This is a genomic window from Nitrospirota bacterium (assembly GCA_016207905.1).
Classification (GTDB): domain Bacteria; phylum Nitrospirota; class Thermodesulfovibrionia; order Thermodesulfovibrionales; family JdFR-86; genus JACQZC01.
Window position 1 is genome coordinate 1 of record JACQZC010000050.1, and the last position, 18,940, is coordinate 18,940.

At 43.7% G+C, this 18,940-nt stretch carries 26 protein-coding genes; 17 read left to right on the forward strand and 9 right to left on the reverse strand.

Annotated features, from left to right (window positions below):
- Nucleotides 1-267 precede the first annotated feature (267 nt).
- Genes HY805_05875 through HY805_05885 form a run of 3 tightly spaced genes read left to right on the forward strand, consistent with a single transcriptional unit; the run spans nt 268 to nt 2,785 of the window.
- Entirely contained in the window at nt 268-1,290 is a 1,023-nt protein-coding gene (locus HY805_05875) for an alcohol dehydrogenase catalytic domain-containing protein (GenBank protein MBI4823742.1), read from the forward strand.
- Between the two features lie 22 nt (nt 1,291-1,312).
- Entirely contained in the window at nt 1,313-1,768 is a 456-nt protein-coding gene (locus HY805_05880; protein MBI4823743.1) for a cupin domain-containing protein, read from the forward strand.
- Nucleotides 1,769-2,785, forward strand: coding sequence for a potassium channel protein (locus HY805_05885; GenBank protein ID MBI4823744.1), 1,017 nt, complete (start codon nt 1,769-1,771; stop codon nt 2,783-2,785). It begins immediately after the preceding gene.
- 9 nt (nt 2,786-2,794) lie between these two features.
- Here HY805_05885 and rfaE1 read toward each other — a convergent pair whose 3' ends face one another.
- The 3 genes from rfaE1 to HY805_05900 are packed head-to-tail and all read right to left on the reverse strand — an operon-like array spanning nt 2,795 to nt 5,861.
- The gene (rfaE1, locus tag HY805_05890) at nt 2,795-4,096 is read right to left on the reverse strand and encodes a D-glycero-beta-D-manno-heptose-7-phosphate kinase (protein ID MBI4823745.1); all 1,302 of its coding nucleotides are present in this window, start codon (nt 4,094-4,096) and stop codon (nt 2,795-2,797) included.
- Nucleotides 4,097-4,112: 16 nt separating this feature from the next.
- Entirely contained in the window at nt 4,113-4,802 is a 690-nt protein-coding gene (locus tag HY805_05895) for an SDR family NAD(P)-dependent oxidoreductase (GenBank protein ID MBI4823746.1), read from the reverse strand.
- A 9-nt stretch (nt 4,803-4,811) separates the two neighbouring features.
- On the reverse strand, nt 4,812-5,861 hold the full coding sequence (locus tag HY805_05900) for a zinc-binding dehydrogenase (protein ID MBI4823747.1): 1,050 nt from the start codon (nt 5,859-5,861) through the stop codon (nt 4,812-4,814).
- A gap of 320 nt (nt 5,862-6,181) precedes the next feature.
- Between HY805_05900 and moaA the strand changes: the two genes are divergently transcribed.
- The 9 genes from moaA to HY805_05945 all read left to right on the forward strand — a co-directional run bounded on the left by moaA (nt 6,182) and on the right by HY805_05945 (nt 12,655).
- Nucleotides 6,182-7,165 (forward strand): GTP 3',8-cyclase MoaA, encoded by a 984-nt coding sequence (moaA, locus tag HY805_05905; GenBank protein MBI4823748.1) that lies wholly within the window; start codon nt 6,182-6,184, stop codon nt 7,163-7,165.
- A 102-nt stretch (nt 7,166-7,267) separates the two neighbouring features.
- Nucleotides 7,268-7,711: a 50S ribosomal protein L13 gene (gene rplM / locus HY805_05910; protein MBI4823749.1), complete on the forward strand. Its 444-nt coding sequence runs from the start codon at nt 7,268-7,270 to the stop codon at nt 7,709-7,711.
- A complete protein-coding gene (gene rpsI / locus HY805_05915) occupies nt 7,711-8,103 on the forward strand; it encodes a 30S ribosomal protein S9 (GenBank protein ID MBI4823750.1) in 393 nt (130 codons plus the stop codon). The genes rplM and rpsI overlap by 1 nt, the downstream gene beginning before the upstream one ends.
- A gap of 16 nt (nt 8,104-8,119) precedes the next feature.
- Nucleotides 8,120-9,160 carry an N-acetyl-gamma-glutamyl-phosphate reductase gene (locus tag HY805_05920; GenBank protein MBI4823751.1) on the forward strand — a complete coding sequence of 347 codons (1,041 nt, stop codon included), beginning with the start codon at nt 8,120-8,122 and terminating at the stop codon, nt 9,158-9,160.
- Nucleotides 9,161-9,165: 5 nt separating this feature from the next.
- Nucleotides 9,166-10,341: a bifunctional glutamate N-acetyltransferase/amino-acid acetyltransferase ArgJ gene (gene argJ / locus HY805_05925; GenBank protein MBI4823752.1), complete on the forward strand. Its 1,176-nt coding sequence runs from the start codon at nt 9,166-9,168 to the stop codon at nt 10,339-10,341.
- Entirely contained in the window at nt 10,338-10,676 is a 339-nt protein-coding gene (locus tag HY805_05930; protein MBI4823753.1) for a hypothetical protein, read from the forward strand. Before argJ ends, HY805_05930 begins: the two co-directional genes overlap by 4 nt.
- 6 nt (nt 10,677-10,682) lie before the next feature.
- Nucleotides 10,683-11,192, forward strand: a complete 510-nt coding sequence (def, locus tag HY805_05935; GenBank protein ID MBI4823754.1) for a peptide deformylase — start codon at nt 10,683-10,685, stop codon at nt 11,190-11,192.
- A gap of 6 nt (nt 11,193-11,198) precedes the next feature.
- Entirely contained in the window at nt 11,199-12,140 is a 942-nt protein-coding gene (locus HY805_05940) for a methionyl-tRNA formyltransferase (protein ID MBI4823755.1), read from the forward strand.
- A complete protein-coding gene (locus tag HY805_05945) occupies nt 12,137-12,655 on the forward strand; it encodes a DUF116 domain-containing protein (GenBank protein MBI4823756.1) in 519 nt (172 codons plus the stop codon). The genes HY805_05940 and HY805_05945 overlap by 4 nt, the downstream gene beginning before the upstream one ends.
- A 38-nt stretch (nt 12,656-12,693) precedes the next feature.
- On the opposite strand, the gene HY805_05950 is transcribed toward HY805_05945, so the two are convergent.
- On the reverse strand, nt 12,694-13,026 hold the full coding sequence (locus HY805_05950; GenBank protein MBI4823757.1) for a helix-turn-helix transcriptional regulator: 333 nt from the start codon (nt 13,024-13,026) through the stop codon (nt 12,694-12,696).
- A gap of 223 nt (nt 13,027-13,249) precedes the next feature.
- Between HY805_05950 and HY805_05955 the strand changes: the two genes are divergently transcribed.
- Complete coding sequence (locus HY805_05955) at nt 13,250-13,678, forward strand: helix-turn-helix transcriptional regulator (protein MBI4823758.1); 429 nt, start codon at nt 13,250-13,252, stop codon at nt 13,676-13,678.
- 173 nt (nt 13,679-13,851) lie between these two features.
- A complete protein-coding gene (locus tag HY805_05960; GenBank protein ID MBI4823759.1) occupies nt 13,852-14,166 on the forward strand; it encodes a hypothetical protein in 315 nt (104 codons plus the stop codon).
- Between the two features lie 165 nt (nt 14,167-14,331).
- On the opposite strand, the gene HY805_05965 is transcribed toward HY805_05960, so the two are convergent.
- The 5 genes from HY805_05965 to HY805_05985 form a co-directional block, all read right to left on the reverse strand.
- A complete protein-coding gene (locus HY805_05965; GenBank protein ID MBI4823760.1) occupies nt 14,332-14,997 on the reverse strand; it encodes an ABC transporter ATP-binding protein in 666 nt (221 codons plus the stop codon).
- Complete coding sequence (locus tag HY805_05970; protein ID MBI4823761.1) at nt 14,997-16,181, reverse strand: ABC transporter permease; 1,185 nt, start codon at nt 16,179-16,181, stop codon at nt 14,997-14,999. Before HY805_05970 ends, HY805_05965 begins: the two co-directional genes overlap by 1 nt.
- A complete protein-coding gene (locus HY805_05975; GenBank protein ID MBI4823762.1) occupies nt 16,181-16,660 on the reverse strand; it encodes a DUF2318 domain-containing protein in 480 nt (159 codons plus the stop codon). The genes HY805_05970 and HY805_05975 overlap by 1 nt, the downstream gene beginning before the upstream one ends.
- Before the next feature lie 18 nt (nt 16,661-16,678).
- The gene (locus HY805_05980; protein ID MBI4823763.1) at nt 16,679-16,990 is read right to left on the reverse strand and encodes a hypothetical protein; all 312 of its coding nucleotides are present in this window, start codon (nt 16,988-16,990) and stop codon (nt 16,679-16,681) included.
- A gap of 66 nt (nt 16,991-17,056) precedes the next feature.
- A complete protein-coding gene (locus HY805_05985) occupies nt 17,057-17,284 on the reverse strand; it encodes a hypothetical protein (GenBank protein MBI4823764.1) in 228 nt (75 codons plus the stop codon).
- Between the two features lie 331 nt (nt 17,285-17,615).
- On the opposite strand from HY805_05985, the gene HY805_05990 reads away from it, so the two are divergent.
- From HY805_05990 to HY805_06000, 3 genes are read left to right on the forward strand one after another with little or no spacing between them, the layout of a single operon-like run.
- Nucleotides 17,616-18,098 carry a type II secretion system protein gene (locus tag HY805_05990; GenBank protein ID MBI4823765.1) on the forward strand — a complete coding sequence of 161 codons (483 nt, stop codon included), beginning with the start codon at nt 17,616-17,618 and terminating at the stop codon, nt 18,096-18,098.
- Entirely contained in the window at nt 18,095-18,481 is a 387-nt protein-coding gene (locus tag HY805_05995; GenBank protein MBI4823766.1) for a prepilin-type N-terminal cleavage/methylation domain-containing protein, read from the forward strand. The genes HY805_05990 and HY805_05995 overlap by 4 nt, the downstream gene beginning before the upstream one ends.
- A complete protein-coding gene (locus HY805_06000) occupies nt 18,478-18,939 on the forward strand; it encodes a prepilin-type N-terminal cleavage/methylation domain-containing protein (protein MBI4823767.1) in 462 nt (153 codons plus the stop codon). Before HY805_05995 ends, HY805_06000 begins: the two co-directional genes overlap by 4 nt.
- Nucleotide 18,940 lies beyond the last annotated feature (1 nt).

Below are 18,940 nucleotides of genomic sequence, written 5' to 3' on the forward strand. Positions count from 1 at the left end.
CCTTCGACAAGCTCAGGGCGACAGGCTCAGGGCGACGAAAGAGGAGACAGAGGGTGGAGAAGTGCAAATAAAATGCATAAAAGTGAACCAAAACGGAACTAAACGGAACTAAAATGGAAGCAGGAATCATTAAAAATCAATAACTTAGGAGGATACCCCCCCTACCCTATTAAATCAAGCATATCCGAAGGGTTCTATGGATTTCTGCATTATGTTAAAATAAAAAATTGCTTAAGACAGGCTTTATTACAGGGCTGAGGATGTTTCTTGAAGGTAGCTAAACTCTATAGTTTTGACGACATACGTATTGAAGACATGCCTGTGCCAGATATTGGTCCAAAGGATGCCCTTCTTAAGACAAAGGCATCGGGCATATGCTCAGGGGATGTGATGAAGTGGTATATCGAAAAAAAGTCCCCTCTAATTTTAGGGCATGAGCCTTCAGGCGAGATAGTGGAAGTTGGAAAAGAGGTTAGCTCCTTTAAGGTCGGGGACAGGGTCTTTGTGCATCATCATGCACCGTGCTTTACATGCAGGCTCTGTAGAAGGGGGGATTATGTGCACTGCGATACATGGCGGAACTCTAACATAATTCCCGGTGGCATCTCAGAGTATATCCTCATCCCTCATATTAATTTAGAAAACGACACCCTGAGCCTGCCTAATAACCTGAGCTATGAAGACGGAGTCCTGATTGAGCCACTTGCCTGTATAGTCAAGGGCTTAAGAAGGGCAAGGCTCAGGCATGGAGACACCGTGGCAGTCATAGGTCTTGGGTTTATGGGAATACTTAATGGAATCACTGCAAAAAGATATGGCGGAGGAAAGGTTATAGGAGCTGATACTGTACCATATAGGCTCAATAAGGCAATGGAGCTTGGTTTTGACTATGTTATCGATGTCTCAAAATCAGCACTTAAAGACAGGTTGAAAGATATTACATCAGAAGAGATGGCACATCTTGTAATTGTTGGGCCAAATACTGTGGAGGAATTAAAGGAGGGCATATCGTGTTCGGCTAAAGGAGGCAGTGTGCTCATGTTTACCCCTGTTAAGCCTGATGAGACCCTGACCTTAAAACCAAATGAGCTTTATTTTAATGACATCTCTATTATAACAAGCTATTCGTGTGGACCAAATGACACGGCAGATAGCCTTGAGCTTATAGCCTCGGGCATTGTAAGGGCAGAAAGACTAATTACACACAGATTCCCCATACAAGATGTAAAGAAGGCATATAGACTTACCGAAGAGGCAAGGGAGTCGCTTAAATGCATTATAGTCTTTTGATAGGTTATAATATAAACCCTCTATGCCTAAAACATTGACATGCGATTGGAAGACATCAAAAGGTAAAGGAAATCCCTCTTTAAAAACAAGGCTGATTAAGCATAGATGCAATTACACATGGAAAGGGATTAAGATTGAAAGATATAAATCCGATGATAGCACATGGTTTAATGCCTCAAGAAGGGTGCTTACAGGCACCTATGGTGAAAAGACGAGGTTTCATGTGAGATACTTTCAGATAGCACCACAGGGTTATACGACCTTAGAAAGGCACAGGCATGAGCATGTTGTGGTTGGTATAAGGGGAAGGGGACTGTGCAGGGTTAATGGTAAATCCTATAGAATCGGTTTTTTAGATACCCTTTATATAGAGCCTCACGCAGGGCATCAGCTTAAAAACCCTTATAACGAGCCATTTGGATTTTTCTGTCTTGTGGATGCAAAAAGGGACAAGCCAAAGGTTTTAAAGGGCAGATGAATGGCTGAAGAGATAAGCACAATATCTGCATTCAAGAAGAAATTCCTACTTTCGTTTTCCCTTTTCATCCTTACCCTCACAGTCGGCACAATAGGATACTGGCTTATTGCAGTGGAGGAGTACCCTCTTATAGATTACATCTACATGACTGTCATAACCGTTGCAACAGTAGGCTATAGAGAGGTCATCGATGTTACAACGAGCACCTCTGGAAAGCTGTTCACTATTTTCCTCATATTTGCAGGGATGTCCGTAATACTTTATTTTTTGTCCAATGCAACTGCCTTTTTAATAGAAGGCGACATAAAAGAAATATTCTGGAGGAAGAAGATGCAAAAGCTTATCGGTAAGATGAAGGACCATTATATCGTTTGTGGCATAGGCAGGCTTGGCTTGCATGTAGTGGAGGAGCTTCACCAGACAGGCAGGCAAGCAGTGGTAATCGATAATAACCCTGCACGGGTCGAGGAGTTTAAAGAAAGGTTCTCCAATATCGGAGTGGTTATTGCAGATGCAACGGACAGTGAGGTATTGGAGAAGGCAGGCATTGCTTACGCAGGAGGGCTTATCGTTACAACCGGCTCTGATAAAGACAATCTCGTGATAACCCTTTCTGCAAGACAGTCATGCCCTAACCTAAGAATCGTGACCAGATGCAATGACATTAAAAACACCGAGAGGCTTAAGAAAGCAGGTGCAGACTCTGTTGTCTCTTCCAATCTCATAGGAGGCTTGAGAATGGCATCCGAGATGATTCGTCCTACTGTGGTGACATTCCTTGACCAGATGCTAAGGGACAGGGATAAGAACCTGAGGGTCGAGGAGATAAGACTGACTGCTGGCTCTCCCCTCATAGGAAGACAGATTGGAGGGATTAAAAGGCAAGCCCTTATCCTTGCCCTTCTTGGAAAAGACGGCTCTTATGCGTATAACCCTTCTGATGAGATTCTGCTCGAGGAAGGGATGGCATTGATATTCATGGGAAGTCCCGAGGACAGGAAAAAGTTGGAAGGTTAAGTCCAGCCTTTAGTCGTTTTGGGTATAAACCACATCGGGTCTTATCGCCTGAATTAAATTGTCAGGGGTATCTTCTTTAAATATACATATGTAATCGACATATTCGAGGGCAGATAATACTTCAGCCCTGTCTTTCTCGTTGTTAATAGGCATTTCGGGTCCTTTAAGCCTCTTAATCGATGCATCGGAGTTCATGCCTACGATGAGAACATCTCCAAGTTTTTCCGCCTCCTTTAAATGAGCAATATGTCCTTTATGAATAATGTCAAAAAATCCGTTTGTAAAGACTATCTTTTTGTTTTTAAGCCTCAGGTCATTTACAATCTTTGAAATTCTCTTGACATCAACTACCTTGTTGCTATCTCTATCATGGGAAAATATAAGTTCCTCGTACTCTAGGGTGGCAGTGCCCATCTTGCTGACTACGATTCCAGCCGCCTTATTTGCAAGCAGTGCAGATGCCTCCAGGTCAAGCCCGCACCCAATTGCTACAGAAAGTGTTGCCACAACCGTGTCTCCAGCACCTGAGATGTCGAATACCTCTTTTGCCTCTGTGGGAAAATGGCTGACGCCATGGTGCGAAACCAAAGACATGCCTTTTTCCGAACGGGTAACAAGCAGATGCCTAACTCCATATTCGTTCAAAACCTCCATGCCGTATTTTTCAATCTCGGAATCCACATTTGCAATCTCTTTGCCCGCTATATAGCTTAGCTCTTTTACATTTGGCTTGACGACCGTAGCCCCCCTGTATTTGTCCCAATCTTTACCTTTTGGGTCAACTATTATATATACATTATTGTCATTTGCCGATTTAATAATATACCGACATATATCAGGACTACAGACGCCTTTGTCATAGTCCGAGATAATAATTGCATTAACTTTATCAACCATTTTTTTTGCATTTGCCATTATTTCGGATGTATATCGATGGTTGATTTTGCCTATCTCCTCAAAATCGAGCCTAACAATCTGTTGATGCTCACCAATCACCCTGACCTTTGTTATCGTGGGCATTTCCGTTTCCACCAGAATAGATTTGACTCCTGCTTCATCGAGCAACTCCGAAAGGATAGCCCTATTGTTATCCCTGCCTACAAATCCAGTTAAAACAGCATTCCCTTGAAGGTGGGCAATGTTATGCGCTACATTTCCGGCACCTCCGAGTGCGAAATGAGATTTTTCGACCTTTACCACAGGCACAGGCGCCTCAGGCGAAATCCTTCGGACTTTACCGAAATGATATTTATCCAGCATTATATCGCCTATGACAAGTACTGTTGCTTTAGTAAAATCTGGATGTTTCATATAGCTTTATATGTTATCAATATATTTTCCTGAATATATCTATCTCGCTTATTCGCATGCTTGAGTAGTCTCGGGACATCTCGAAGATGAATCGAGCGGCCTCTTCAGTTCGTATAAACTTCTCCGTGTCTCCTCTTTCAGCCGTCATATCAGTAGACATTGCCCCCGAATATATATTTATTATTGGCACATTGTATTTTAAAGCCTCGAACTGAAATGACCCCATGAAGCCTCTTAATCCATGTTTACTGGCACAATATGCGGATTCAAGCTGACCAAAGCTCTTGCCTGCAACCGAATTAATATTAATTATTAATCCCGAAGATTTTTTCTTGAATATTTCGAATATGCCTTTAGTCAACAAAATTGGAGAAAGCAGATTCACATTCAGCAGGTTTTTTAATTCGTAAGGGCTCGTTTCGTCAACTGGTTTTTGAAAATATACTCCTGCATTGTTAATCAATATATCTATATCCGCCTTCTCTGCGCAGTTAGTTAGATTTATTATGGTTTGCTCCTCGGTAATGTCTCCAATTACGACATAGCAGTCAACCTTGCTCTTTAATACCTCTTGTCTTACGCTATTTAATCTTCCCTCATCCCTGCCATGTAAAATTATATTATACCCGTTAGATGAAAAAACTAACGCTAAACTCTTACCCAGACCTCTGCTTGCACCAGTTATCAGTGCCGTTTTCCTTCTCATATCTCTATATTACTCGCTCATCTCGATGATGCATCGTCCTGTTTGCCCGGACCTCATTTTATCTAAAGCCAGGTTAATCTCATCGAGCGAAAACCTGTGGGTAATAAGACCTGTTAAATCGAGCTTTCCAGAGGAGTAAAGCCTGAGATACCGCGGGATATCCTCATCGGGGTTAGTTAAACCTCCCAGACTTGCAAACATTTTTTTCCCACCATAGTGTTTGCTGAATGAATCGATTCTCAGGCTCTGGTCATATCGTGGCTGACCAACCAGAATTGTTTTCCCGGATGGCGATGTCAGAGCATATGCGAATGAGATATTGTCCACATTGCCTGTGCACTCGACAAAAACATCGACACCATGTCTGCCTGCTATTTTAAGTATTTCATTCCTGACATCGGTATTTTGAGCGTTGACTATATGTGTCGCACCGTGCATGGACGCCATCTGCAATTTAATGTCTAATCTATCGATGGCTATAATTGGATATGCCGATGTCATCTTAGCCCCCTGAACTACATTTAATCCAACCCCGCCGCATCCAAAAACAGCTATCGATTGGCCAATCTTTAATTCAGCCTCGTTGTCTATAAGTCCCAATGCAGTCGTTACGGCACAGCCCATCAGTGCGGCAATCTCAAAGGGAATATCTTTCGGTATCGGCGTGATGCGGTTTTCCGATACTACCGCATATTCGTTGAAGGTTGTAACCAGACCGCCTCCAACGGAAGAGTCTCCTCTCTTATATCTGGGGAATGACGATTCTATTCCGCTTCCCTTGCGCCAGTGCATGACTACATGGTCGCCCTTCCGTATGGATGTAACCCCAGGTCCGGTTTCAACCACCACACCGCCTCCTTCATGACCCATCAGATGAGGCAGATATTTATCCTCGCCGAACCAGCCGTCTATCTCTCCAATTTGTTTTCCACATATTCCACTACAAATGACTTTCACCAGAACCTGTCCGACATCCAATTTTGGTATAATCAGCTGGTCGATGACTAATGGCGAATTCAATTTTTCAAGAAAAGCTGATTTCATTAGAAACTCGCTCATAAACTCTCCTTCCTTATTGAGGACATCGTATTATAATGTAATACTTGAGAGGATTTTTTCAACACCTGCCACTTCCATACAAAGTATATTGACAACCGACCTCACCAGTGATACGATTCCGATTAATATCTACTATTTCGACAAGGTTGAGGGGGCATAAGCCATCAAAGAACACTGTTTTCGATATTATATTTCCGAGGGTGCTTGCAGGGGAGAGGATAGGAAGGAAAGAGCTGGCAGAACTCGGACACGGGGGCTTGTGTCTTCACTGCTCCGAATGCAGGTATCCTGTCTGCTCTTTTGGAAAATATTAGGGATAAATGGGCGAGTCCGTCACAGATTCATTTAACCGAAGGATAGACTACCTCCGCATATCCGTTACGGACAGGTGCAACCTCAAATGCGTGTATTGCATTCCAGAAGGTCCAATCCGCTACTTTGACGCCAAGGAGATGCTCACATCCGAGGAGATAGTCAGGTTCGTCAGGACTGCGCACAGGCATGGGGTCTCGAAGGTGCGGATAACCGGGGGCGAGCCGCTACTCAGGACCGACATACTGGAGATTGTTGAATCCATAAAGGGGATTGGCATCAAGGATTTGGCTATAACTACAAACGGCATCGAGCTTAAGAAAATGGCCGGAGCGATTAAAAAGGCCGGACTCGACCGCGTGAATATCAGCCTCGACACCCTGAAAGAGGACAGGTACAGGCTCATGACAAGGGGCGGCGAAATCTGCCGTGTCTGGGAGGCAATAGAAACTGCGGAGAGGGCTGGGATTTCGCCTATAAAAATCAATGTCGTGCCCATCCGCGGGATAAACGACGACGAAGCTGCCGATTTCGCCATGCTCACCATGGAGAAGGACTGGCATATAAGGTTCATCGAGCTGATGCCTGTCGGCCAGCGCGGCAGGTGGAGCAACGATGCCTGCGTAAAGAAGGACGAACTTATCAAGAAGATATCCGCTACCGGCAGGCTGAGCCTCCGGAAATTCAGGGGCAAGGGACCTTCAAGGAACTACCGTCTCGAAGGCGCAAGGGGAATCATCGGTTTTATTAGCCCCATAAGCGAGTGCTTCTGCGAGTGGTGCAACAGGCTTCGGCTGACTGCCCACGGCAGGATAAGGCCGTGTCTGTTTTCGGATACTGAAGTTGACATTATGACCCCAATGCGAAATGGGGCATCCGAGAAGGAGTTGGACGAGCTTTTCCTGCGTGCCGTATGCGTAAAGCCCGCCGGACACCGACTGAGGGAGAACGATTTCTCCGTCCTTCCCTCCATGTCGCAGATAGGCGGTTAAGCCCCCGCCAGTTTCCCGTATTATTCAATAGGTTGCAATTGACAATTATCGCTGATATCTATTATAATTTCAAATTCCTTAACAGAAACAGAGGTATCTTTAATGAAGACTCTATTTGCAAAGAAGACCGATATAGGGCATAGATGGTATCTTGTCGATGCAGATGACAAGGTGCTTGGGAGACTTGCTACCAAGGTAGCCACTTATCTGAGGGGTAAGAATAAGCCTCAGTTTACGCCTAATGTAGACACAGGGGATTTCGTAATCGTAGTCAATGCTGAAAAGGTTAAGCTTACAGGCAAAAAGCTTGACAGTAAAATCTACTACCGCCACTCAGGCTATCCCGGAGGCTTAAGGGCTGAAAGTGCAAAAGACCGCATCAGGAGAGACCCCGAAGGGGTTATAACAGATGCAGTCTGGGGCATGCTCCCAAAAGGCAGGCTCGGAAGAACTCTAATAAAGAAGCTCAAGGTATACAGAGGCGCTCTGCATCCTCATAGCGCCCAGAAACCGGAAATCTTAAAATTAAACTATAAGGAGCACTAATGGCTGAGATTCTATATAATGCAACAGGAAGAAGAAAGACCGCTATAGCCAGGGTTACCATGGCTTCAGGCAATGGTCAGATAAGTATCAACAAGAAACCGTTTGAGACTTATTTCCCAAGCCCGACCCTCAGGATGATTATAAGACAGCCTCTTGAACTCTCAGGTATGGCAGGAAAATACGATATATCCGCAAATGTCATTGGAGGCGGTCCGGCAGGACAGGCTGGTGCTTTAAGGCATGGCATCTCGAGGGCTCTCGTAGAGATAGAAGGAGACCTCAGACAGAAGCTTAAAAAGGAAGGCTTTCTTATGAGGGACCCGAGAGAAAAAGAGAGAAAGAAGTACGGGCAGAAGGGCGCAAGAAAAAGATTCCAGTTCTCAAAGAGATAATTTGAGCATATAAGATATGCTTAGGATTGCCATATGTGGCGGCAGTGGATATACAGGCTCGGAGTTGATACGACTTCTTCTCGGGCATCCATTTGTCGAGATAACTGCTGTAACCTCCGAAAGGTCAAAAGGCAAATCCGTTTCAGAGCTTTTCCCGCACCTCTGCAAATGCCGAGACCTGACATATGAGCCCCTCGAAAAACAAGTCCTCCTTAAAAAGGCAGATCTGTTTTTCATGGCATTACCCCATGGAACATCTCAACTGCCAGTTGATTTTTTCTTTAGACATGGCAAAAAGGTCATAGACCTTTCTGCTGACTACAGGCTCAAAGACCCAAAGGTCTATGAGGACTGGTATAAGGTTTCTCATAAATTCATCTCAACTATAAAGAGAGCTGTCTATGGACTGCCTGAGCTTTACAGGGAAAGGATTAAAAAAGCAGACCTGATTGCAAATCCGGGCTGTTATCCAACAGGTGCACTCTTAGGCATGTATCCCCTTTTAAAGGCTAAGCTCATCGAGCCAAAAGGAATCGTTATAGACTCAAAGTCAGGCGCATCCGGTGCAGGAAGACAATCGGATATTGCCTTTTCCTTCTCAGAGGTAAACGAAGGCTTCAGGGCTTATGGACTTGCAGTTCACAGGCATACACCTGAGATTGAGCAGGAAATCTCAGCCTTTCTAAGAAAATCGGTCATAGTTGACTTCACACCCCATCTTATCCCTCTTGATAGGGGAATCCTTACAACCATGTATGTAAAACTCAGGGGGATAAAGCATACAAAAGACCTCTATAGGCTTTATAAGAGGACATATGCTAAAGAGCCTTTTATAAATGTTCTCGAGGAGGGGATGTATCCAAATGTCAAAGATGTAAGGGGATCTAATCTCTGCGAGATTGGATTTAAGATGAATAAAAGGACAGGAACTCTGATAATCGTTACTGCAATAGACAATCTCGTAAAAGGCGCATCAGGGCAGGCAGTTCAGAATATGAATATCATGATGGGCTTCGATGAGAGAACTGCCCTTTCTGCCTCTGGCATTCATCCATGACAGCCATCTGTCCCATTGGCTTTAAGCTCTCCATAGTAGAGGCAGGAATAAAGAAATCCGATAGACCTGACATGGCACTCATATACTCCGAGAAAGAGGCGGTCTCTTCTGCCATGTTTACCACAAATAGGATAAAAGGTGCACCTGTCAAGCTCAATATTCATAGGATTAAATCAGGAAGAGGCAGGGCAATACTCATAAACAGCGGAAACTCCAATGTCATGACAGGCAAAAAAGGCATAAGGGATGCCATCGAGATGGCAAGGCTTACTGCCAGAGAGCTTCGCATACCAGAGGAGCTTGTTTATGTGTGCTCGACAGGGGTTATAGGGGTTTTGCTTCCAATGGAAAAAATCAGGCAGAAGATACCTTTTCTTACAAAGTCATTAGGAGGTTTCACTCCTTTTGATACAGCAAGGGCAATAATGACAACCGATACATTCCCAAAGGTCTCGGAAAGAATCGTAAGGGTCGGCAAAACTACAGGGAGAATTTTAGGCATCGCAAAGGGTGCAGGCATGATAGCACCTCACATGGCAACGATGATGGCTTTTTTCATGACAGATATTGCCATAGAGAGAAATGCCATGAGGAAGGCATTCAGGGAGGCAGTTAACTGCTCATTTAACAGGATAACCGTAGATGGAGATATGTCAACATCGGATTCGGCATTCATAATGGCAAATGGAATGCTTGGAAATAAGACGATTAAGGAAGGCTCGACATATTATAGAGGTTTTAGAAAGGCACTCAATGACCTTGCATATGAGCTTTCAAGGATGATAGTGAGGGATGGGGAGGGTGCAACGAAGCTCATCGAGATAGAGATACGGGGTGCTAAGACAGACAAGGATGCCCTCAGGGCCGCATTTGCTATAGCAAACTCAAACCTCGTAAAGACCGCTATATATGGTGAGGATGTAAACTGGGGAAGGATAATGGCGGCACTTGGACGCTCAGGAGCATCTCTTAAAGAGGAAAAAACCGATATTTATTTTGGAGATGTAAAGATTGTGGGAAGAGGTGTCTTTACTGGCAGAGCTGAGGAGGCAAAAAAGGTATTAGAGGGCAGTGAGATAAAGCTCACAGTTAACCTCAATTCAGGCATCTCAAAGGCAAATGTCCTTACATGCGACCTCACGGAGGAGTATGTAAAGGTCAATGCAGAATATACGACATGATGGCAAGAGAGCCCCTCCAGTGTCCTTTCTGCAAGGAAACCCTCGAGCCTCCAGCTGAGGTAAAGCTTCGCTTTGAGACAATCGAGGGAGGCAGATGCACTTGTGGTGCAGTTTATGTATATGATAGAACTGGAAGGAAACTCGGAGAGGCTTTCGCATCAGCACTTCTTCGTGCTTACGATGAAGACTACGATAAGGCATTTTCTGCGCCAGAAGGCGACTACGAGGAGACAGTCATAAGATATTACCAGAGGCTTGGCAAGTTCATAGAAGGCGAAGGAGGCAGGCTCGACAGGTCTCCTAAATTCTATTTCCTTAAAAGAAAAAAGGTATAATAAATAATGGCTGTGCTCGAGATAAAGAAATACCCGGATACAATCCTTACCGAGAAAGCTGTATCCGTGGATGGACTGAGCAAAAGGCACCTGCGTCTCATAGATAACATGATTGAGACCATGTATGCCGCACCTGGCATAGGGCTTGCCGCACCACAGGTTGGAGTCTCGGAAAGGATTATAGTAACCGATATAAGTAAGGCTGATGAGTTGTCCTCCCTTGTCGTCCTTGTCAACCCTGAGATTGTCCTAAAAGAAGGCTTAATTGAAAGCGATGAGGGATGCCTGAGTGTGCCAGGACTCACTGTAAACATAAAAAGGGCTGAAAGGGTTATTGTCAGAGGACTCGATAGAAACGGAAAAGCAATCGAGATACAAGCAGAGGGGCTTTTATCCCGAGTACTTCAGCACGAGATAGACCACATAGATGGAATCCTTATCTTAAACAGAATAAGCTTTATCAAAAGAGAGTTTTATAAGAAGCGCCTTCATAAGACAGCGCTAACAGTTAAATAGCGAGTGATGGCTGAGGGGAAGCTCACTAAAAACATAATCTATTTTGGAACACCAGAGTTCTCTGTCCCTTCATTGGATGGTATCTTGAGAGCAGGGTTACAGGTCCCTTTGGTTGTCACCCAGAGCGACAAGCCAAAAGGCAGAGGCCATGTCATGGCAATGCCTCCTGTCAAGGAATTTGCCATCTCTCATGGCATAAGGGTCATTCAGCCTCTAAGGCTAAAGGATGAAAATTTTATCGATACCCTTAAATCCATAAACCCGGACTTTATAGTAGTTGTTGCTTATGGAAGAATACTTCCAAAGGCAATACTTGACATCCCAAAGGTTGCACCCATAAACCTTCATGCATCCTTGCTTCCAAAATTGAGGGGTGCATCGCCCATTGCATGGGCTATAATAAACGGAGAAACTAAAACAGGGGTTACTACCATGGTGATGTCAGAGGGACTTGACGAAGGCGATATACTCCTCAGGGAAGAGGTCGAGATTACCGATGACGACACAGCAAAGACACTCGGAATAAGGCTTTCGGTTGTGGGCTCAGGGCTTTTAGTAAGAACACTTGAGGGACTCATTAATGGCTCGGTAAAAAAAACACCTCAGATAGGCACACCGAGCTATGCACCACCTCTTAAAAAACAGGATGGACGAATCGACTGGAGAAGGTCTGCAAGAGAGATTTTTCTCTTTATAAGAGGCATGGAGCCGTGGCCAGGGGCATACACGAGAATCGGCAATGAGACAGTTAAGATTCTCAAGGCTAAGCCATTGGATGGCACTGGCACAGAAGGTAGGATAGAGACAGTAACAGGGGACTCTATAACCATTGGAACTGCCAAAGGACTTCTTTCGGTCATAGAGGTTAAACCCCAAGGGAAAAGGGCAATGTCCGTAAAAGAATTCCTTCAGGGAAGAAGGCTTAAAGGAGGAGAGCTTCTCATATGAGCTACAGGTTCCTGAGAGGGGTTTTGCTTAAGCTTTGCTATCCACTTTTAATGCTCATAGGCTCTTTTTGGAAAAAAGAACAACTTCAGTCATTCGTCATAAACCTCAATAATAGGCTTGTCAAAAAGGAAAAGCCAAGGGTTAAAAAACTCCTTCTACTTCTTCCGCATTGCCTTCAGATAGATGAGTGTAAAATCAGGCTCACGCATAACATATACAATTGCGAGGGATGCGGAAAGTGCGAGATAAAAAACCTGATTGAGCTCGCAGAAAGATATAAGCTTAACCTTTTCGTTGCAACAGGAGGCACTCTGGCAAGAAGAATAGTTAGCGATGTAAAGCCTGAAGCCATTGTGGCAGTTGCATGCGAGATGGACCTTAGTAGTGGAATCCCGGACACATATCCGCTTCCAGTCATAGGGATTCCAAATGAAAGGCCATTTGGACCCTGCCTTAATACGAAAGTAGACCTCGAGAAGGTAAAAGAGGCTATAAGCTTTCTGAGCGGGAATTGAGACCTACGCCCTAACCCCTTACTCAATACCCATGTTTTTTAATCGGTATCTATCATCACCTTCAGCATTCTTACTGCCATGTGCCTCTGCCTTTTGTCTTTAAGCCTTCTGAAGGTAGTCAAGATCTCTATCTCATCATCTGCCATCTCTTCTATGATGGATTTATTGTTTTCTCTGATGAATATGCTTATGGGCACATGAAGGGCGTCTGCAACCTGCCTGAGCCTTCTTATGGTAAGCTCTGACCTGCCTCTTTCGTATTTCTGGACCTGCTGGTAGGTAAGGCTGAGTTTATCGGCAAGCCCCATCTGTGTCATGCCCGATGTCTTTCTGAGATGTCTTATAAGACCCCCTATATTTACCTCTGCCATTTTCCACCTCCCTTACTTCTACCTACTTCCTATAAAAGATTGACTGAAAATATAAAAACATATAAAATGCATATACAGCAGGCTTACCCTTAGTTTTCGGCTGAAAGATAAGCCTGCCTTGCGTGGGCTTCAGGCTTAGTGGCGTTTTTATGCCTGTCCTTAGCCCCGCTTTTATGACTTTTATGTCATAATTTGGCTTAAATTATAGACATTAATTTCATATATGTCAAGTAAAAACGACATGGGTTTAGAAAAATACGACACAATTGGGAAAAGACTCCGCTACTTCAGGGAGGAAGACCTCGGCGAGCCGAGGGAGAAGTTCGTCCATGGGCTTGACATCACACCGAGAACACTTGAAAGATACGAAAGCGATGAATCCCACCCTGATGCACAGTTTCTTACAAAGCTCAATGCAAAATATCAAGGTAGCATAAACCTTGACTGGCTCCTTACAGGCAGGGGAAATCTGTACTTAGCCTCTAAGGTTGAACCAGAGACTACAAAAGAGGCATCCACACCATACTCCGATATAATCATTGAAAAGATGCAGGAACAGCTTAGGAGAATCTACAATGAGAGGAATTTCTTAAAGTTAGCTACCCTTCAAAGCCTTCTTAATCTTTTAGACCCAGAAAGTAAGAAAGACTAAAAATCCTTCCTGCAGAGGACTACATACAAAGAGAAGTCTGATGAGGTTCAATCAATCCCATTGGAAGAGGCGATTGAGGCTATAAGCTTTCTGAGTGGGAATTAGTATATCTATGAAAGTGAAAAGGTTGACATCCCTCTGAGGCAGTGGTAAAGTATGCTTGGAGGCATTGAATGGAGCTTTTTGGAATCGCAATAACAATACTTGCTGCAATCCTTACCTATCAGGCATGGAAAAACGGCAGGTGGATGAAGCAGGCACATCAGGACACGCAGAATCTCATAAAAGAAATGCATAAAGATACAACTGAGTCATTCAAAAAGATGGATGATACATTAAGACATATGGACGAGACCGCTAAAGAGTCATTCAAAAGGATGGATGATACCGCTAAAGAGATAGCCAAGAAGACAGAGGATACATTAAGATATATTGCTGACCTGATAGTTGCAGAGGGTCAAAAAACCCGAGCAGTCATAGAGAAGTAAGCTTCCTGTTAGTTAACAGTCTAAGTTAAAGTCTATCCGTTATTGCTCCTTACTCAATGCCCATGTTTTTCAGGACACTCTCTCAAGGCTTTCCCATCAAGACCTCAGGCTCATCAAGAAATCCCTCAAGCTTCTTAGCAGAGCTTTTTCAAGGGTGTAACCAGTTTAACCCCTACTTATCAGCCCATCTTTCATAGTTATAATACGATGAGTCTTTTGTGCAAGCTCCATGTTATGGGTTACGAGTATCACGGTATGTCCCTTTAAATTTAGCTCTTTAAATATGCCGAATATCTCCCTGCCTGTTTTTGTATCGAGATTTCCAGTTGGCTCGTCGGCAAGGATTATTGGCGGCTTATTTACGATTGCCCTTGCGATTGCCACCCTCTGCTGTTCGCCTCCTGAAAGCTCATTTGGAAGCCTTAATGCCTTGTCTTTTATGCCAACCATTTCGAGAGCCCCAAATGCAGTGTCTTCCATGTGGTTTTTGTTTCTTTCTGAAATCGAAAGCGGAAGCATCACATTTTCCAGTGCATTAAGATAGGTTATGAGGTGAAACTGCTGAAATACAAACCCTATATACTGCCTTCTGAAATCGGCAAGCCTTTCTGGGTCAAGCTCTAAGAGCCTGATGCCATCCACTGTTATATCACCGGCTGTGGGTGGTGTAAGCCCGCCTATTATGCTTAGGAGTGTGCTTTTGCCAGAGCCTGACTCTCCTGTAATCGATATAAAATCGCCTTCCATAAGTGAGAGGTCAATGCCCTTCAGGGCAATAAAAGATGTGCCATTTGTATTAAATGTCTTTGTTACAGAGCTTATCTCGATTATCATATCCATCTCAATGCCTCAAGTGGCTCAAGCCTCGATGCCCTCATTGCAGGGTATATACTGCTACTCATTCCCACTATTAGTGCCAATGCCACTGACACTGGCATCATCGAGAGGTCAAATGCCTTCTCATTTATGCCTGTTAGATGGGTCGAAAGTAAAAGCGTAGAGAGGGCTCCAAATGCCCACCCTAAAAACCCTGACACATTGCTCACGACAAATGCCTCTGTGAGTATTATCTTTATTATGTGGGATTTCCTGAATCCGATTGCCCTCAGCACCCCTATCTCCTTTGTCCTTTCGTTTATAGAAGAGGTCATGGAAACAAAAACTATTAAAAACCCGATTGCGAGGACAACGGCTGAGACAGCCATCGAAAACCTAACGACCTGCTCAACGGTCTGCATCCTGAGTGTCATTGCCTGTTTTACAGCAGACACCTTTACATGAGGGAGCTTCTCTCCTATCTGAGCAATAATATCTTCAATCGGACAGGCAGAGCATAATGCACTGACCTCGATAAGGCTTAGCCTTCCGGTTTTCCCAAGAAGCCTCTGAGCCTCCTTGATGTCCATAAAAATGGCTATATCGTCCTCAGATGCATTCTCCTCGAGGATCCCCTTTACTTTATAGTTTCTGCCTCCAAGCTCTATTGTTCCACCTGCTGCAATCCCTAACGACTCTGCGGCTGAACTGCCAATTAGAGTCTCCTCAGGCAAGACACTGAGGTTTAAGGGCATTCGCCTATGAGAGTTGGCATTGCCTTTAAGTCCCCACCACTTTTTGATTCGGAACTCTGATTGAAAGTCCACTCCGACTATGAGATAGCTTCTGTCTTTTATCGTTTGGGCTCCGATGACCTTTCCTGCCACTACGCTTATGTTTTCTTTATTTTTAATGGTCTTTATGAGACCTGCATCTTCCTCCTCGAGCTCTGCCACATCGTATGATGCATCGGTGATTCCAACACCGCCATAGGTCAGAGATATGCTTTTTGTTTTCGGAGTGATAATAATGTTTGCACCAAACTCATCGAGTTTTCTTGCAATATCAGCCTCCATCCGATGAGTTATCGAGGTCATAGAAACAACCATTGCCACTGCTATGGAAAGACCTGCGACGAGGAGAAATGTCTTTCCCTTTCTGCGTCTGAGATTTCCCGTGGATATACGGCTCAGTCTCATCAGAAATAACCTGCTCCGACTTTGATGTCCTCTTCGCTAAGCATGAGGTATTTGCCTTGTACCTGCCTTTCCACTGGAATAGGGTTACATCCTCCACGAAGCTCGTTAATCTTCTCGGAGGGAAATGCCTGACCGCAGTTATTGCAGACCATTAAATCCCCTTCCTGCCTGTAGCCCTTTTTCTCACGGAAACACACATCGCATGCATCGAAGGCAGTCCTTAGAACGCCATCTGAGCTTTTCAGGACAAAGAACCTTATTCCATTTAGACTAAAAAACCTTGCCTTACCATCAGAGACATCCGCTACAGGTATCTTCACAATCCCTGCCTCTGCGTTTACAGGCGTAACCCTGTCTCCACTGCCTGACAACAAGATAAAGCCTACTGCCGAAATCACCAGAATGCCTATTACGATAGCGATTAATTTATTGTTTTTCTTTGGCTCTACCACAAAAGTTTTCTTCTTATCTTTTGACATGTTATCTCCCTTACTTCTTTAATATATAGACCTCAGCCTTCCTGTTTTCCTGTCAAATATAACTCTATCGACGAGTTTTTCGCCTTTATAGATGTCTGCCTTTATGAACCTTCCCTTTGAACTTATATTTTTGACAAATAGGTTTTTCTTTTTGAAATAAGTTTCTATTGCCAAGATAGCCTCTTTGTGTTTCAATTCCTTCTTACAGATGCCATAATTCCTGCATGAGCAATAATCTCCATAAGGTATCACTCTGCCTTTTGGCTCGGCATAAACCAATGGGGCAGAAAGGATTGTGATTAATAGAGCAGTTAGAATCAACCTCTTCATAAGAACATTAAACAATAAAATCTTGAAGAAATTATGAAATCGTTTCCATCTCCTTTTTTTATATGTTCAGATGTTTTCGACTAAGTCTTTGTCTTTATTTGGTTTTTCAGCCATTTCACAGTTCAAATGTTCAGATAAATCATGGTTTTCTTGAACAGAGACACCATTGATTTTTAAGGGATTTTCTTTTGAACCTTCTGTCCGTTCAAATCCCTGTTCAGATAAATTGGGTTTCAGCTTTGAATCTAAAGGATTTTCCTGTTCAAATAACCTTGCCTTAGAAATCTTCTTCATAATACCTCCCTAAGCCAGCTTAAATTAAAAAATATGAAATTGTCCATATGAAATCCTTCACCTGAAATCCTTCACCTTGACAATTTCACGGCTTTTATGATCTCCCTCCGCGTCATTCCCCGAACCCCTCCGCGTCATTCCCCGAACCCCTCCGCGTCATTCCCGCGCAGGCGGGAATCCATTCTTTTAAATATCTTTCAAACGTCATTCTGAATTTATTTTTTTCTAAATCCCTCTCGTTCCCCCTTTAGAAAATTTCAGTGTAATGAAGGAGGCTGAAGGGTTAAAAATAATTCGGAAAACCAAATTTCTTATATGCTAAAATATGCTTATGCCGAGGGGCTTTACTATAATCGAGACCGTGATGGTAATGGTCATAGTTGCCATCCTTTCGGTTGTTTTGCTTTTAAGGTGGGGGGCATCCGATAAGGCAAGGCTCGATTCTTCGGTAAGAAAGATAGTATCCGACATAAGATACGCACAGAAGCTGTCGGTATCCTCGCAGACAAGGGCAGGAATAATATTTTATCCCGATAGCTATGAGGTATATGCAGTAATAAATAGCACTCCGCCAACACTTGCAAACAGCCCAGGGGAACCATGCTCTACGGATAGCTCGGGGAAGTTTGTCGTTAACTTTACGCAGGGTAGATGTAAGGAGTTTGAGGGTGTAACTCTTAGCTATATTACAAACACAATCTCATTTGACTCCATTGGCGGGCTTGTTAATTCTACAGGAGAGGACATAACTGTTAATTATAAAGGGTCAAAGACCCTATCCATAGAGAATAGCACGGGAAGGGTGAGTTATTGAAAAAGAGTGGCTTTACCCTTATAGAGGTGATTATGATAATCGTAATCTCCGCAATAGCAATCCCAGTGCTTTTAGTAATGATGGGGCAGAGCGCAAGACTCGGCGTTCAGCCTGAGCAGGAGATAACTGCATCTAATCTTGGACAGGCACTCATGGAAGAGATATGGTCAAAGGACTTTGACAGCATTACTGGTTTTTCAAATACCATAACATTTGGAGGTGTCACCTTCACACAGAATGTCGAGGTCTGTAATGTCCCTGATAGTGACCTTAATGATACCTCAGCGTGTAGTATATCCTCAGATTACAAGCGCATAAGGGTAGCTGTCTCAAGTGCCAGTTCAAGTGTAGAGATTATAACACTCAGGACAAACTACCGATGAAGAATAAAGGCTTTACCCTCGTAGAAACAATTATGACGATAGTAATTGTCTTCATAGTTGGCTATATAGTTGCAGATGCTGTAACAAAAGGCATGAAGACTTACCTTGTGACTGACCAGAGAAAAGAGGCACTGGATGAGGCAAGGACTGCAATAGAGAGAATGACAAGAGAGATGAGGAATTTAATTGCTGTTAACTCTATATCTGCTACAGAGCTTTGTTTTACAAATATAGATGGGACAAAAATAAGTTTCAGGCAGTCAGGAGGAAGCATCATAAGAAATACAGGTTGGACCTCATGTCCTCCTACTACAGGTGGCACAGACAATACCCTTTCAACGAATATAACAGAGCTTTCATTTGCACTTATACAGAACTCACTAACAGTAAACCTCACATCCACTTTTCAAGGTGAGTCAGTGCCTCTTCAATCAGAGGTTTATTTGAGGAATAGATGAG

What these genes read in the sequence shown, in the direction of transcription:
- HY805_05880 (MBI4823743.1), top strand. Translation starts at nt 1,313, where the DNA reads ATGCCTAAAACATTGACATGCGATTGGAAGACATCAAAAGGTAAAGGA.
- HY805_05885 (MBI4823744.1), top strand. Translation starts at nt 1,769, where the DNA reads ATGGCTGAAGAGATAAGCACAATATCTGCATTCAAGAAGAAATTCCTA.
- rfaE1 (MBI4823745.1), bottom strand. Translation starts at nt 4,096, where the DNA reads ATGAAACATCCAGATTTTACTAAAGCAACAGTACTTGTCATAGGCGAT.
- HY805_05895 (MBI4823746.1), bottom strand. Translation starts at nt 4,802, where the DNA reads ATGAGAAGGAAAACGGCACTGATAACTGGTGCAAGCAGAGGTCTGGGT.
- HY805_05900 (MBI4823747.1), bottom strand. Translation starts at nt 5,861, where the DNA reads ATGAGCGAGTTTCTAATGAAATCAGCTTTTCTTGAAAAATTGAATTCG.
- moaA (MBI4823748.1), top strand. Translation starts at nt 6,182, where the DNA reads ATGGGCGAGTCCGTCACAGATTCATTTAACCGAAGGATAGACTACCTC.
- rplM (MBI4823749.1), top strand. Translation starts at nt 7,268, where the DNA reads ATGAAGACTCTATTTGCAAAGAAGACCGATATAGGGCATAGATGGTAT.
- rpsI (MBI4823750.1), top strand. Translation starts at nt 7,711, where the DNA reads ATGGCTGAGATTCTATATAATGCAACAGGAAGAAGAAAGACCGCTATA.
- HY805_05920 (MBI4823751.1), top strand. Translation starts at nt 8,120, where the DNA reads ATGCTTAGGATTGCCATATGTGGCGGCAGTGGATATACAGGCTCGGAG.
- HY805_05930 (MBI4823753.1), top strand. Translation starts at nt 10,338, where the DNA reads ATGATGGCAAGAGAGCCCCTCCAGTGTCCTTTCTGCAAGGAAACCCTC.
- def (MBI4823754.1), top strand. Translation starts at nt 10,683, where the DNA reads ATGGCTGTGCTCGAGATAAAGAAATACCCGGATACAATCCTTACCGAG.
- HY805_05940 (MBI4823755.1), top strand. Translation starts at nt 11,199, where the DNA reads ATGGCTGAGGGGAAGCTCACTAAAAACATAATCTATTTTGGAACACCA.
- HY805_05945 (MBI4823756.1), top strand. Translation starts at nt 12,137, where the DNA reads ATGAGCTACAGGTTCCTGAGAGGGGTTTTGCTTAAGCTTTGCTATCCA.
- HY805_05950 (MBI4823757.1), bottom strand. Translation starts at nt 13,026, where the DNA reads ATGGCAGAGGTAAATATAGGGGGTCTTATAAGACATCTCAGAAAGACA.
- HY805_05955 (MBI4823758.1), top strand. Translation starts at nt 13,250, where the DNA reads ATGTCAAGTAAAAACGACATGGGTTTAGAAAAATACGACACAATTGGG.
- HY805_05960 (MBI4823759.1), top strand. Translation starts at nt 13,852, where the DNA reads ATGGAGCTTTTTGGAATCGCAATAACAATACTTGCTGCAATCCTTACC.
- HY805_05970 (MBI4823761.1), bottom strand. Translation starts at nt 16,181, where the DNA reads ATGAGACTGAGCCGTATATCCACGGGAAATCTCAGACGCAGAAAGGGA.
- HY805_05975 (MBI4823762.1), bottom strand. Translation starts at nt 16,660, where the DNA reads ATGTCAAAAGATAAGAAGAAAACTTTTGTGGTAGAGCCAAAGAAAAAC.
- HY805_05980 (MBI4823763.1), bottom strand. Translation starts at nt 16,990, where the DNA reads ATGAAGAGGTTGATTCTAACTGCTCTATTAATCACAATCCTTTCTGCC.
- HY805_05985 (MBI4823764.1), bottom strand. Translation starts at nt 17,284, where the DNA reads ATGAAGAAGATTTCTAAGGCAAGGTTATTTGAACAGGAAAATCCTTTA.
- HY805_05990 (MBI4823765.1), top strand. Translation starts at nt 17,616, where the DNA reads ATGCCGAGGGGCTTTACTATAATCGAGACCGTGATGGTAATGGTCATA.
- HY805_06000 (MBI4823767.1), top strand. Translation starts at nt 18,478, where the DNA reads ATGAAGAATAAAGGCTTTACCCTCGTAGAAACAATTATGACGATAGTA.